The following is a 12,637-nucleotide window of genomic DNA, read 5'->3' as shown; positions in this document are numbered from 1 at the left end:
CCGGGTGCTACTCGAAGCCGTAGCGCCGTGCGGACTCCTCCTCCTGTGCGAGCCGGCGCAGCGCCTGCAGCATCGGCTCGGTGATGACCGCCCCGAGCACCGCCGTCTCGACCTTCTCCGCCTCCGACGGATGCGTCTCCACGAAGTCCAGGTCGAGTTTCGCCGCCTCGTGCATCAACCGGGCATAGGCGACGAGCAGTTCGGCTCCCCAGTCGTAACCGAGCCGGCGGAACGCGGCCACCGCCACCACCAGGGAGCGGTAGGCGGGGGAGATGGACGTCAGCAGCTTCGCGTTCGACCAGCCCAGCGTCTCCAGCAGCTCGTCCACCTCCCGGTGCGCCGCCCGCACGTAGTCGTCGTCCTCGTCCGGCTCCGGCACCTGCGGCAGTGCCCACAGTGCCGCGCCCAGCCGCATGGTGCGGCCCAGGGACTCGTCGTCGACGTGCCCCAGCACCTCCCGGACCGTGGCGACCGGGATCCGGCCGACCTGGATCATCGCGCGCACCAGCCGCAGCCGGCGCAGGTGCTCCTCGTCGTACTCGGCCGTCGTCGTGTTGATCTGGCGGCCGGGCGGCAACAGGCCTTCGCGCAGGTAGTACTTGATCGTAGCGGTGGCCACACCGCTGCGTCTGCTCAGTTCGGCGAGCCGCATGTCTTGCGCTCCTTCTTGGATAACGGCACTATCCAAGCATCGGGGTGTTGGATAGCACCGCTCACCGACGAGGGGGAACTCATGGTGACCCGTACGACCGCCGGCGCAGAGGGCGAGGTCGTCGTCCTGCTGATCGGCATGCGCATCAACCGCTTCCGGGCGGTGCACCTGTGGCTGCCGGTGATGCTCGCGATGTTCCGCATACTGCGGGAGCTGGAGAAGGACCCCGCACGGGGGCTGCGCTCCAAGGTCATGCTGACGGCGTCGCCGCGTACGTACTACGTCGTGCAGTACTGGGAGTCCAAGGACAAGCTCTACGCCTACGCGACCGCGCCGGACGCGTTCCACCACAAGGCGTGGGCCGTGCTCAACCGCAAGGAGCGCAGCGGGAAGCTGCGCGGGCAGGTCGGGATCTGGCACGAGACGTACGTCGTGCCGGAGGGCTCGTACGAGGCGATCTACGGCGACATGCCGGCGTTCGGCCTCGCGGCCGCGCACGGGCAGATTCCGCTGGAGAAGCGGGGACGGTACGCCAAGGACCGGTTCGCCCACCGGTCGCAGAAGGCGCCGGCGGGCGAGAAGACCGGCTGACCGGGGGGAGGGGGGAGCGAGGAGGGCCTGCCGCGGCGTTGGGGCAGGCCCTCCTCGGCGTTTCCGTGAGCGGGGTTCAGCCGGAGCGGCGCAGGGCCTCGGAGAGGCGGGTGGCGGCGTCGATGACCGCCTGGGCGTGCATACGGCCCGGGTGGCGCGTGAGGCGCTCGATGGGGCCGGAGACCGAGACGGCGGCCACGACACGGTTGGAGGGGCCGCGTACGGGCGCGGAGACGGACGCGACGCCCGGCTCGCGCTCGCCGATGGACTGGGCCCAGCCGCGCCGCCGTACGCCCGACAGGGCCGTCGCCGTGAAGCGGGCGCCCTGCAGGCCGCGGTGCAGACGCTCGGGCTCCTCCCACGCCATCAGGATCTGCGCCGAGGAGCCGGCCTTCATCGTCAGCGTGGAACCGACCGGGACGGTGTCCCGCAGGCCGGACAGGCGTTCCGCCGCGGCCACGCAGATGCGCATGTCACCCTGGCGCCGGTAGAGCTGTGCGCTCTCGCCGGTGACATCGCGGAGGTGGGTGAGCACCGGGCCCGCCGTCGCGAGCAGGCGGTCCTCGCCCGCCGCCGCCGCGAGCTCGGCGAGGCGCGGGCCGAGGATGAAACGGCCCTGCATGTCGCGAGCCACCATGCGGTGGTGTTCCAAAGCCACGGCCAGGCGGTGAGCCGTGGGTCGTGCCAGTCCGGTCGCGCCGACCAGACCCGCGAGGGTGGCCGGACCGGACTCCAGAGCGCTCAGGACGAGGGCCGCCTTGTCCAGAACGCCGACGCCGCTACTGTTGTCCATGCAACGATACTCACGTCTCACTCTGTGAAACGCAAGTTCAATTTTCCGTGGAACGCGCCACCCTGGAATCACACAGCGGCCCGCAGACCAAACGGGCCCGGTGGTGGACGCCCGGAATCACGACACCTGGGGCGCGGGCGTCTCCTCCTCAAGATCTCTAGTTGGGCCGGTGCACGCTTGCCGGCCGGAGGGAAAGCGATGGGTAGGACACTCGCGGAGAAGGTCTGGGACGACCACGTCGTCCGGCGCGCCGAGGGCGAGCCCGACCTCCTCTTCATCGATCTGCACCTGCTGCACGAGGTGACCAGCCCGCAGGCCTTCGACGGGCTGCGCAAGAACGGCCGGCAGGTGCGCCGCCTCGACCTCACCATCGCCACCGAGGACCACAACACCCCGACCCTCGACATCGACAAGCCCATCGCGGACCCGGTCTCCCGGGTCCAGCTGGAGACGCTGCGCAAGAACTGCGCCGAGTTCGGCGTCCGGCTGCACCCGCTGGGCGACGTCGAGCAGGGCGTCGTGCACGTCGTCGGCCCGCAGCTGGGTCTGACCCAGCCGGGTACGACCGTGGTCTGCGGTGACTCCCACACCTCCACGCACGGCGCCTTCGGCGCGCTGGCGTTCGGTATCGGCACCTCCCAGGTCGAGCACGTCCTGGCCACCCAGACGCTGCCGCTGGCCCGTCCGAAGACCATGGCGATCACCGTCGAGGGCGAGCTGCCCGAGGGCGTCACCGCCAAGGACCTGATCCTGGCGATCATCGCCCGGATCGGCACCGGCGGCGGCCAGGGCTACATCCTGGAGTACCGCGGCTCCGCCATCGAGAAGCTCTCGATGGAGGCCCGGATGACCATCTGCAACATGTCGATCGAGGCCGGCGCCCGCGCGGGCATGATCGCCCCCGACGAGACCACCTTCGCGTACCTCAAGGGCCGTCCGCACGCCCCCGAGGGTGCCGACTGGGACGCGGCCGTCGAGTACTGGAAGACGCTGCGCACCGACGACGACGCCGAGTTCGACGCCGAGGTCGTGATCAAGGCCGACGAGCTGTCCCCGTTCGTCACCTGGGGCACCAACCCCGGCCAGGGCGCGCCGCTTTCGGCGTCCGTCCCCGACCCGGCTTCGTACGAAGACGCTTCGGAGCGCCTCGCCGCCGAAAAGGCCCTGGAATACATGGGGTTGGAGGCCGGCCAGCCGCTGCGCTCCATCAAGGTGGACACCGTCTTCGTAGGCTCCTGCACCAACGGTCGCATCGAGGACCTGCGCGCCGCCGCGGATCTGCTGCGGGACCGCAAAGTCGCCGACGGCGTACGGATGCTGGTCGTCCCGGGCTCCGCGCGGGTGGGTCTGCAGGCCGTCTCCGAGGGCCTGGACGTGGTCTTCAAGGAGGCCGGCGCCGAATGGCGGCACGCGGGCTGTTCGATGTGCCTCGGCATGAACCCCGACCAGCTGGCCCCGGGTGAGCGCTCCGCCTCCACCTCCAACCGCAACTTCGAGGGCCGGCAGGGCAAGGGCGGTCGTACGCACCTGGTGTCGCCGCAGGTCGCGGCGGCCACCGCCGTCCTGGGCCACCTGGCCTCCCCGGCCGACCTGACCGACGACCGCACGCCCGCTGGAGTCTGAGAATCATGGAAGCCTTCACCACCCACACCGGCCGGGCCGTCCCGCTGCGCCGCAGCAACGTCGACACCGACCAGATCATCCCTGCTCACTGGCTCAAGAAGGTGACCCGGGACGGCTTCGAGGACGGGCTGTTCGAGGCCTGGCGCAAGGACCCGGAGTTCGTGCTCAACCGCCCCGAGCGGCAGGGCGCCACGGTCCTGGTCGCCGGCCCCGACTTCGGCACCGGCTCCTCCCGTGAGCACGCCGTCTGGGCGCTGCAGAACTACGGCTTCAAGGCCGTGATCTCCTCCCGCTTCGCGGACATCTTCCGGGGCAACTCGCTGAAGAACGGCCTGCTCACGGTCGTGCTGGACCAGAAGACCGTGGACGCGCTGTGGGCGCTGACGGAACAGGACCCCACTGCTGAGGTCACTGTGGACCTTGAGGCGCGTGAGGTCCGCGCCGAGGGCATCACTGCCTCCTTCGAGCTGGACGAGAACTCCCGCTGGCGCCTCCTGAACGGCCTGGACGACATCTCCATCACGCTGCAGAACGAGGCCGACATCGCCGCGTACGAGGGCAAGCGTCCGTCGTACAAGCCGAGGACGCTCCAGGCCTGATCCGCGTCGGCCGGCGCCCCCGAGCGGTCGAGATCCGGCCACCCAACACCCCCTCCGTACCCCCGATCGCCACGATCGGGGGTACGGCCATGTCCGGGCCCGAACCGTCCCGCCCGCTTCTTGCCCCGCTCTCAACTTCCCACGTTACGAAGGGTGTTGCCCGGGTACGTGAGTGCTGGTATCGCGTCCTGCGCACGCGCCTGGAAGGCCGTTTGAGGCGGCAGTTGCCCCCTGGGCAGGCGACAACTCGCCCCAGATGGCACAATCTGTGCATGGAACACGACGGCCAACTCCAGCTCTATACGGCGGTCGCGAACCAGCTCAAGGAAGCGCACTCAAGGGTGCGCGCACTGCAAGTCCCGGAGGGCGTACGGATGGCGCTGACCCGGAAGCTGCTGGTCATTACGGCCGCGGCCAAGCACGATCTCGCCGCTGCGGCAAGGCGGCTCGAGCAGTTCAATACGGACCTCGACGAGGGTCGGATCCCCGGCGAGGACCACTGAACAGCCCGGGACCACCGAGTCCGTTGCGGCACAAGGGTGATAAGCCCGTTTCGTGTTTGATTTGCGGTATATATCTGCCTAACGTGCGAAAAAGCTTGAACACTTTCGTTCTGGCGATGTCTCCGAAGGGGAAGACGTGAACAAGGCGCAGCTCGTAGAAGCGATTGCCGACAAGGTGGGTGGCCGCCAGCAGGCCGCCGAGGCTGTCGATCATGTCCTGGACGCCATCGTCCGCGCGGTCGTCGCGGGCGAGCGGGTCTCGGTCACCGGCTTCGGGTCCTTCGAGAAGGTGGACCGCCCCGCCCGTTACGCCCGCAACCCCCAGACGGGCGAGCGGGTTCGGGTCAAGAAGACCTCCGTGCCGCGCTTCCGCGCCGGTCAGGGCTTCAAGGACCTGGTGAGCGGCTCGAAGAAGCTGCCGCGCGGTGGCGAGGTCTCGGTCAAGAAGGCGCCCAAGGGCAGCCTGACCGGGGGCGCCGCGGCGACGGTCAAGAAGGCCGCCGCGAAGAAGACCACCAAGGCTGCCGCCGCGAAGAAGGCCACGGCGAAGAAGACGACGGCGAAGAAGACCACGGCCGCCGCCAAGAAGACGACGGCGAAGAAGGCGCCCGCCAAGAAGACCACGGCGACCGCCAAGACCACCGCCGCGAAGAAGACCACCGCCAAGAAGGCCACTGCCAAGAAGGCCCCGGCGAAGAAGGTCACCGCGAAGAAGGCCCCGGCCAAGAAGTCGACGGCACGCAAGACCACCGCCAAGAAGGCCACCGCCCGCAAGGCGACGTCGTAAGGACGCCAGGGCACCACGCCAGGGCACTCACGCGCCGGGCCGGACTCCCTCGGGAGCCCGGCCCGCGGCGTGTGTAAGGGCAGTTACAGGGTTTGGAGGGTTACGAGGGTGATGCGCAGGGCGTCGCCCCGGCCCTCGGTCTCGATCCGCACGCGCTGACCGGGCCGCAGCAGCCGGAGACCTCCGGCGGTGAACGCGGCGGCGTCGAAGGGGACCGGCGTCCCGTCGTCGAGAAGCACCTGTCCGCTGCGGGTGTCGGGGTCGTAGGTGTATGCCGTGGCCTGCATGGCAGCAGCCTACTGGTGACCGTGGTTCCGGGCTTCGCCGCAGGGCTTGGGCCCGCCCGTCCCCCGCACCGGCGCCCTCACGACCCCGGGATCAGCAAACCCGCCGAAACGGCCGCCGTATACGGTCCGACCCCCAGAGCGAGCGCCGCGCGCAGGTCATCCCCGGTGTCCACGTCCTGCCGTACCGAGTTCACGCCCGCCGGCTGGAGTTCCGCCGCCCCGGACGCGCGATGGCGGGAACGGGAATTCACACCGAACTCCGGCTGCAATTCCTGGTCCGGCCCCGCGGCCAGCAACGTCGTGCCCAGCTCGGCCGCATCCGCGAGAAACGCACGCGAAAAGTCCGCGGCCGCGCCCAGCACGACGGCGAGTTCCGCCGGCCGCAGTGCCGGCAGGTCGGCGTTCAGCGCCGCGACAGGTGTGCGCGGGCGCATGCCGCGGACGACGGCCGCGCCGTGCGCCAGAGCGGCGTTCAGGCCGCTCGCCGGTGTGTCCGGGACGATGCGCGCACCCAGCGCGGCCAGCTCGCGCGCGGCCAGCTCGTCGTCCGTGACGACCGACACATCCGCCACGGCCGGACACGCCAGCGCCGCGGCCACCGTGTCCTGCGCGAACGCGAGCGCCAGCCCAGGCCGCACTCCGTCGGCGGCGGTGTCCGCGAGCCTGCTCTTGGCCCGGGTCAAGGGCTTCAGGGGGATCACCAAGCTCCACTGCACCGGCGTACCGTCCCTCTCTCGTCGCGATCATTGTCCCCGGGTCATCCGGTGCCGCGGGTGGCGGGGCGTACGGTGTTCTCGACAGACCGGCGGCCCCGGGCGACACTTGTGCGGCCCCCCGCCCGGATGGCTGCCCTAGAGGAAGGTGTCCTTGTGCCCCGCCGCAGAATCGGCTTCTGGTATCGCTTCGCCGCGGTGATCTGCAAACCGCCGCTGGTGGTTCTGATCAAGCGGGACTGGCGTGGAATGGAGCACATTCCGGCCGAGGGCGGATTTATCACCGCGGTGAACCACAATTCCCACGTGGACCCCTTCGCATACGCGCACTATCAGTACAACACCGGACGGGTTCCGCGATTCCTGGCGAAGAGCGGGCTTTTCAAGAAGGGATTCGTCGGCGCCGCCATGCGCGGCACCGGGCAGATCCCCGTCTACCGCGAGTCCACCGACGCACTCAGCGCCTTCCGCGCCGCGATCGACGCCGTGGAGCGCGGCGAGTGCGTCGCCTTCTACCCCGAGGGCACCCTCACCCGCGACCCGAACGGCTGGCCCATGACCGGCAAGACGGGCGCCGCCCGCGTGGCCCTGCAGACCAGGTGCCCGGTCATCCCCGTCGCGCAGTGGGGCGCCAACGAACTGCTGCCGCCGTACGCCAAGAAGCCGAACCTCTTCCCGCGCAAGACCCACCACGTGCTGGCCGGCCCGCCCGTGGACCTCTCCCGCTTCTACGACAAGGAGATGACCCCGGACCTGCTGAAGGAGGCCACCGAGGTCATCATGGCGGCCATCACCCGCCACCTGGAGGAGATCCGCGGCGAGAAGGCGCCCGAGACGCCCTACGACCCGCGCCGCGAGCGGATCGAACAGCGGCGCCGCACCCAGGCACAGGCACAGCGCAAGGAACCGGAAGGGCAGGGCAAGTGAGCAAGGCGGTCAAGGCGGCGGTCATGGGCACCGGCTCATGGGGCACCGCCTTCGGGATGGTCCTCGCCGACGCGGGCTGCGAGGTGACCCTGTGGGCCCGGCGCCCGGAGCTGGCCGAGGCCGTCAACTCCACCCGGACCAACCCCGACTACCTGCCCGGCGTGGAACTCCCGGAGAACCTGCGCGCCACCTCCGACCCGGCCGAGGCCCTGCGGGACGCGGACTTCACCGTCCTCGCCGTCCCCTCCCAGACCCTGCGCGCCAACCTCGCCGAGTGGACCCCGCTGCTCGCCCCGGACACCGTGCTCGTCTCCCTGATGAAGGGCGTCGAACTCGGCTCCGCCATGCGGATGAGCGAGGTCATCGAGGACGTGGCCAAGGTGGGCGCGGAACGCATCGCGGTCGTCACCGGGCCCAACCTGGCCCGTGAGATCGCCGCCCGCATGCCCGCCGCTGCCGTCGTCGCCTGCACCGACGAGACCGTCGCCCAGCGCCTCCAGGCCGCCTGCCACACGCCGTACTTCCGGCCGTACACCAACACCGACGTCGTCGGCTGCGAACTGGGCGGCGCGGTCAAGAACGTCATCGGCCTCGCGGTCGGCATCGCCGACGGCATGGGGCTCGGCGACAACGCCAAGGGCTCGCTCATCACGCGCGGTCTCGCCGAGACCACCCGGCTCGGCATGGCACTCGGCGCCGACCCGCTGACCTTCTCCGGACTCGCCGGCCTCGGCGACCTGGTGGCCACGTGCTCCTCGCCGCTGTCCCGCAACCACACCTTCGGCACCAATCTCGGCAAGGGCATGACCCTGCAGGAGACCATCGCGGTCACCCGGCAGACCGCCGAGGGCGTCAAGTCCTGCGAGTCGGTGGCGGATCTGGCCCGCCGGCACGGAGTGGAGATGCCCCTGACCGAGACGGTCGTGGACATCGTGCACGAGGGCAAGCCGCCGGTGGTCGCCCTCAAGGAGCTGATGTCGCGCAGCGCCAAGCCCGAACGGCGCTGACCCCCCCTCCCGTGCGACGCTGAGCGACCGCCCGGGGGACACGGAGTCACGGCGGCGAAGCGGGCGCTGACTCGGGGGATACCAGCGGGTACTCTCAACGCGATATGAGCACCGAGAACCTTCCCCAGAGCCCTGAGCAGCCGTCGCGCAAGCCGCGCGTGGCCGTCGTGTTCGGCGGGCGCAGCTCCGAACACGGGATCTCCGTGGTCACCGCCGGCGCCGTCCTCAAGGCCATCGACCGGAACAAGTACGACGTCCTGCCGATCGGCATCACCCGGGACGGCCGTTGGGCGCTGACGGCCGACGAGCCGGAGCGGATGGCCATCACCGACCGCCGCACCCCCGAGGTCGAGGATCTCGCGGAGTCGCGCGAGGGCGGCGTGGTGCTCCCCGTCGACCCCGCGAACCGCGAGGTCGTCTACAGCGAGCCCGGCTCGGTACCCAAGGCGCTCGGCGAGGTCGACGTGGTCTTCCCGGTGCTGCACGGCCCCTACGGCGAGGACGGCACCCTGCAGGGCCTCCTGGAGCTGTCCGGGGTGCCGTACGTGGGCGCCGGTGTGCTCGCCTCGGCCGTCGGCCAGGACAAGGAGTACATGAAGCGGATCTTCACCTCCTACGGGCTCGCCGTCGGCCCCTACGTGGTGATCCGCCCCCGCGAGTGGCAGCAGGACGAGTCCGCCGCCCGCAAGAGGATCGTCGACTTCGCCGGCGAGCACGGCTGGCCGCTGTTCGTGAAGCCCGCGCGTGCCGGTTCGTCGATCGGCATCACCAAGGTCGACGACCTGTCCGGCCTGGACGAGGCGATCGCCACCGCGCAGGCCCACGACCCGAAGATCCTGGTCGAGGCCGCCGTGCGGGGCCGCGAGATCGAGTGCGGGGTGCTGGAGTTCGAGGACGGGCCGCGCGCCTCCGTGCCGGCCGAGATCCCGCCGCCGGACGCGCACGCGTACTACGACTTCGAGGCGAAGTACATCGACTCCACGCCCGGCATCGTCCCGGCGCCGCTCACCGAGGAGCAGACCGCCGAGGTGCGGGAGCTGGCGGTGCAGGCGTTCGAGGCGGTCTCCTGCGAGGGCCTGGTCCGCGCGGACTTCTTCCTCACCGAGGACGGCGAGTTCGTGATCAACGAGGTCAACACCCTGCCCGGTTTCACGCCGATCTCGATGTACCCGCAGATGTGGCAGGCCAGCGGCGTCAGCTACCCCGAGCTGATCGACCGCCTGGTGCAGGCCGCGCTGCGCCGCTCGACCGGGCTGCGCTGAGCGGACACGCTCACTTCATGGAGGCGATCCCCTCGGGGATCGCCTTCTTCACGGCCGGGGCCAGGTGCGTCAGGATCCCGGTGCCCTCCTCCTGTGCGGACATCCCCTCGGGCAGGCTCACCTGCACATAGGCCACGCGGTTCGCCGTGGTGAACCGCCAGGTGCCGGCGCCCTGCTTCTCCATCAGCCAGTCGACGCCGTCGACCCCGCCCGCGACCGCGTCCGGGTCACTGCCCTCGGCCACCCTGGGATCGACCATCTTCGGCGGCCGTACGACACCGCAGCGCAGTATGATCGCCGGGTTTCCCCAGCCCGCCGTGAAGGCGGACCGGGGTTCGGGGTCGTTGCGGCTTCGTCCGTCGAGCTTCTGCGGCAGCACCCGGTGCAGCTCCCGGCACACCTTCGCCGTCCTCGCGTCGGGGCTGGGAGCCGCCACCGTGGCGCCGCCGTCCGCCGATGAGCAGCCCGCGACCGCGATCAGCAGCGCGGGCGCGAGCAGGCCGAAGGGCCGGTGACGGAAAACATTCACCGGCCAAGGGTAGACGGGGGCTACAGATGCACGACCGGACAGGTCAGGGTGCGGGTGATGCCGTCCACCTGCTGGACCTTGGCGACCACCATGCGACCGAGGTCGTCGACCGTGTCGGCCTGGGCGCGCACGATGACGTCGTACGGACCCGTCACGTCCTCGGCCTGGATCACTCCAGGGATCTTGCTGATCGTCTCGGCGACGGTCGACGCCTTGCCGACCTCCGTCTGGATCAGGATGTACGCCTGTACCACGGAACCTCCAGGGCGGCCACGAGGATCATGTGGGGAAAAGGAACGCCACGGTATCGCGTTGCCGCTCCCCGCGGGGAGACCTGCGGGAACCGGGCTTGCGCGCCAGGGTGCAGGCACGACGGAAGTTGACGGTCATCCGACCGTCGCGACGGTCATCCGGACCGTGCCGACGGTCACCTCGACCGTATCGGGGACACTGATGACGCGCGAGTGGGCACGGCAAGGCAGAGAAGGGGAGCAAGGGCAATGAAGGGCACTGTTGGTGAGCTCGGGGAGTTCGGGCTCATCAGGGAGCTCACCTCCCGTCTCACCACCACCCCGGCGGTCCGGATCGGCCCCGGCGACGACGCCGCGGTGGTGGCCGCACCCGACCGGCGGGTGGTGGCGAGCACCGACATCCTGCTGGAGGGCCGGCACTTCCGCCGCGACTGGTCCACGGCCTACGACGTCGGCCGCAAGGCGGCGGCGCAGAACCTCGCCGACATCGCCGCGATGGGCGCCGTACCGACCGCCCTGCTGCTCGGCCTGGTCGTGCCCGCCGAACTGCCGGTGACCTGGCCGAGCGAGCTGATGGACGGCCTGCGCGACGAGTGCCAGGTCGCGGGTGCCTCCGTGGTCGGCGGGGACGTCGTACGCGGCGACACGATCATGGTGTCGATCACCGCGCTCGGCGATCTGCGCAACCAGGAGCCCGTCACCCGGGCCGGCGCCCAGCCCGGCGACCTGGTGGCCGTCACGGGCTGGCTGGGCTGGTCCGCGGCCGGCTACGCGGTGCTCTCCCGCGGTTTCCGCTCCCCGCGCGCCTTCGTCGAGGCCCACCGGCGCCCCGAGCCGCCGTACCACGCGGGCCCGGCGGCCGCCGCGCTCGGCGCGACCGCGATGTGCGACGTGAGCGACGGCCTGATCGCCGACCTCGGGCACATCGCCGAGGCCAGCAAGGTCCGCATCGACATCCGCTCCGGCGCGATCGACATCCCGACGCAGATGAACGACATCGGGCAGGCCGTCGGCGTCGACCCGATGCAGTGGGTGCTGACCGGGGGAGAGGACCACGCCATCGTGGCGACCTTCCCGCCGGACGCCAAGCTCCCGGCCCGCTGGAAGGTCATCGGCGAGGTCCTCAACCCCTCCGCGCTGCCCCAGGTGACCGTCGACGGGGCACCCTGGACCAGCAAGGGCGGCTGGGACCACTTCGGGGACATGGAGTCATGATCCCGCGCGTCCTGACGGTGGCGGGATCGGACTCCGGCGGCGGTGCCGGCATCCAGGCCGACCTGAAGACCATGCTGGCGCTCGGCGTGCACGGGATGAGCGTGATCACGGCCGTGACCGCGCAGAACTCCCTGGGCGTGCAGGGCGCGTGGGAACTGCCCGTGGAGGCGGTCCGGGCGCAGTACCGCAGTGTCGTGGACGACATCGGCGTGCAGGCCGTGAAGACCGGCATGCTGGCCTCGGCGGAACTGGTCGGGGCGGTCGCCGAGTTGATCTCCGGCACGGACGCCCCGGCCGTGGTGGACCCGGTGGGCGTCTCCAAGCACGGCGACCCGCTGCTGGCCGCCACCGCCCTGGACGCGGTCCGCACCCGGCTGCTGCCGGCGGCGACCGTGGCGACCCCGAACCTCGACGAGGTGGCCCAACTCACCGGGGTGCGCGTCGAGTCCGAGGACGATCTGCGGCGAGCGGCGGCCGCCGTGCTGTCGTACGGGCCGCGCTGGGTGCTGATCAAGGGCGGGCACCTGTCCGGGGACGCCGTCGATCTTCTGACGGACGGCTCCGACGAGCACTGGCTGCGCGCGCCCCGCCACGACAACCGGCACACCCACGGCACGGGCTGCACGCTCGCCTCCGCGATCGCCTCGGGGCTGGCGAAGGGGCTGAGCGTGCCGGAGGCCGCCACACGGGCCAAGGAGTACGTCACGGGGGCGATCGCGGCCGGCTTCGCGCTGGGCGCGGGCATCGGACCGGTGGACCACGGGTGGGCCCTGCGCGGGACGGACGCCGGGGGGTCCCGCAGCGCGGTGTGACCGGCCGGGGCCGCCTCGATCCGCGGGTGCGGGGCCGCCTGCGTCGGCGGGTACGACCGCGTCTGCGGGTACGGCAAAAAGCCGGT

At 70.9% G+C, this 12,637-nt stretch carries 16 protein-coding genes; 10 read left to right on the top strand and 6 right to left on the bottom strand.

Translation table 11 applies throughout. From position 1 onward, the window contains the following. Window positions 1-7 precede the first annotated feature (7 nt). Complete coding sequence (locus tag ACZ7HQ_RS29885) at window positions 8-652, bottom strand: MerR family transcriptional regulator (RefSeq protein WP_470996366.1); 645 nt, start codon at window positions 650-652, stop codon at window positions 8-10. An 81-nt stretch (window positions 653-733) separates the two neighbouring features. On the opposite strand from ACZ7HQ_RS29885, the gene ACZ7HQ_RS29880 reads away from it, so the two are divergent. Beyond that, window positions 734-1,243, top strand: a complete 510-nt coding sequence (locus ACZ7HQ_RS29880) for a DUF4188 domain-containing protein (RefSeq protein ID WP_470996363.1) — start codon at window positions 734-736, stop codon at window positions 1,241-1,243. A 76-nt stretch (window positions 1,244-1,319) separates the two neighbouring features. Here ACZ7HQ_RS29880 and ndgR read toward each other — a convergent pair whose 3' ends face one another. After that, the gene (gene ndgR, locus ACZ7HQ_RS29875) at window positions 1,320-2,036 is read right to left on the bottom strand and encodes an IclR family transcriptional regulator NdgR (protein ID WP_365883002.1); all 717 of its coding nucleotides are present in this window, start codon (window positions 2,034-2,036) and stop codon (window positions 1,320-1,322) included. Between the two features lie 198 nt (window positions 2,037-2,234). On the opposite strand from ndgR, the gene leuC reads away from it, so the two are divergent. From leuC to ACZ7HQ_RS29855, 4 genes are all read left to right on the top strand, one after another. Continuing rightward, complete coding sequence (gene leuC / locus ACZ7HQ_RS29870) at window positions 2,235-3,659, top strand: 3-isopropylmalate dehydratase large subunit (RefSeq protein WP_470996360.1); 1,425 nt, start codon at window positions 2,235-2,237, stop codon at window positions 3,657-3,659. 5 nt (window positions 3,660-3,664) lie between these two features. Continuing rightward, the gene (gene leuD, locus ACZ7HQ_RS29865; RefSeq protein WP_470996357.1) at window positions 3,665-4,258 is read left to right on the top strand and encodes a 3-isopropylmalate dehydratase small subunit; all 594 of its coding nucleotides are present in this window, start codon (window positions 3,665-3,667) and stop codon (window positions 4,256-4,258) included. Window positions 4,259-4,530: 272 nt separating this feature from the next. Beyond that, window positions 4,531-4,761: an SCO5555 family protein gene (locus tag ACZ7HQ_RS29860; RefSeq protein WP_470996355.1), complete on the top strand. Its 231-nt coding sequence runs from the start codon at window positions 4,531-4,533 to the stop codon at window positions 4,759-4,761. 136 nt (window positions 4,762-4,897) lie between these two features. After that, the gene (locus tag ACZ7HQ_RS29855) at window positions 4,898-5,548 is read left to right on the top strand and encodes an HU family DNA-binding protein (protein WP_470996352.1); all 651 of its coding nucleotides are present in this window, start codon (window positions 4,898-4,900) and stop codon (window positions 5,546-5,548) included. An 83-nt stretch (window positions 5,549-5,631) separates the two neighbouring features. On the opposite strand, the gene ACZ7HQ_RS29850 is transcribed toward ACZ7HQ_RS29855, so the two are convergent. Together ACZ7HQ_RS29850 and cofC are read right to left on the bottom strand one after the other, a co-directional pair. Next, the gene (locus ACZ7HQ_RS29850) at window positions 5,632-5,835 is read right to left on the bottom strand and encodes a hypothetical protein (protein WP_470996349.1); all 204 of its coding nucleotides are present in this window, start codon (window positions 5,833-5,835) and stop codon (window positions 5,632-5,634) included. 77 nt (window positions 5,836-5,912) lie between these two features. Continuing rightward, a complete protein-coding gene (cofC, locus tag ACZ7HQ_RS29845) occupies window positions 5,913-6,551 on the bottom strand; it encodes a 2-phospho-L-lactate guanylyltransferase (RefSeq protein WP_470996344.1) in 639 nt (212 codons plus the stop codon). Window positions 6,552-6,704: 153 nt separating this feature from the next. Here cofC and ACZ7HQ_RS29840 point away from each other — a divergent pair, with 153 nt between their 5' ends. The 3 genes from ACZ7HQ_RS29840 (at window position 6,705) to ACZ7HQ_RS29830 (ending at window position 9,744) form a co-directional block, all read left to right on the top strand. Continuing rightward, on the top strand, window positions 6,705-7,475 hold the full coding sequence (locus ACZ7HQ_RS29840; RefSeq protein ID WP_470996341.1) for a lysophospholipid acyltransferase family protein: 771 nt from the start codon (window positions 6,705-6,707) through the stop codon (window positions 7,473-7,475). Then, window positions 7,472-8,482 carry an NAD(P)H-dependent glycerol-3-phosphate dehydrogenase gene (locus tag ACZ7HQ_RS29835; protein ID WP_470996338.1) on the top strand — a complete coding sequence of 337 codons (1,011 nt, stop codon included), beginning with the start codon at window positions 7,472-7,474 and terminating at the stop codon, window positions 8,480-8,482. Before ACZ7HQ_RS29840 ends, ACZ7HQ_RS29835 begins: the two co-directional genes overlap by 4 nt. Before the next feature lie 104 nt (window positions 8,483-8,586). Continuing rightward, window positions 8,587-9,744, top strand: coding sequence for a D-alanine--D-alanine ligase family protein (locus ACZ7HQ_RS29830; protein WP_470996335.1), 1,158 nt, complete (start codon window positions 8,587-8,589; stop codon window positions 9,742-9,744). Window positions 9,745-9,754: 10 nt separating this feature from the next. Here the strand turns inward: ACZ7HQ_RS29830 and ACZ7HQ_RS29825 are convergent, their stop codons facing one another. Both ACZ7HQ_RS29825 and ACZ7HQ_RS29820 read right to left on the bottom strand, forming a co-directional pair. After that, window positions 9,755-10,273 carry a DUF3515 domain-containing protein gene (locus ACZ7HQ_RS29825; RefSeq protein WP_470996332.1) on the bottom strand — a complete coding sequence of 173 codons (519 nt, stop codon included), beginning with the start codon at window positions 10,271-10,273 and terminating at the stop codon, window positions 9,755-9,757. 20 nt (window positions 10,274-10,293) lie between these two features. Continuing rightward, window positions 10,294-10,527 (bottom strand): Lrp/AsnC family transcriptional regulator, encoded by a 234-nt coding sequence (locus ACZ7HQ_RS29820; RefSeq protein WP_003997603.1) that lies wholly within the window; start codon window positions 10,525-10,527, stop codon window positions 10,294-10,296. Window positions 10,528-10,773: 246 nt separating this feature from the next. On the opposite strand from ACZ7HQ_RS29820, the gene ACZ7HQ_RS29815 reads away from it, so the two are divergent. Next, window positions 10,774-11,739, top strand: coding sequence for a thiamine-phosphate kinase (locus ACZ7HQ_RS29815; RefSeq protein WP_470996328.1), 966 nt, complete (start codon window positions 10,774-10,776; stop codon window positions 11,737-11,739). After that, window positions 11,736-12,551 (top strand): bifunctional hydroxymethylpyrimidine kinase/phosphomethylpyrimidine kinase, encoded by an 816-nt coding sequence (gene thiD, locus ACZ7HQ_RS29810; RefSeq protein WP_470996325.1) that lies wholly within the window; start codon window positions 11,736-11,738, stop codon window positions 12,549-12,551. Before ACZ7HQ_RS29815 ends, thiD begins: the two co-directional genes overlap by 4 nt. Window positions 12,552-12,637: the final 86 nt, after the last annotated feature.

Source organism: Streptomyces sp. NPDC037290 (assembly GCF_055603245.1).
The sequence above is the reverse complement of the archived record's forward strand: the minus strand, read 5'-3'. Positions and strand labels throughout refer to the sequence as shown.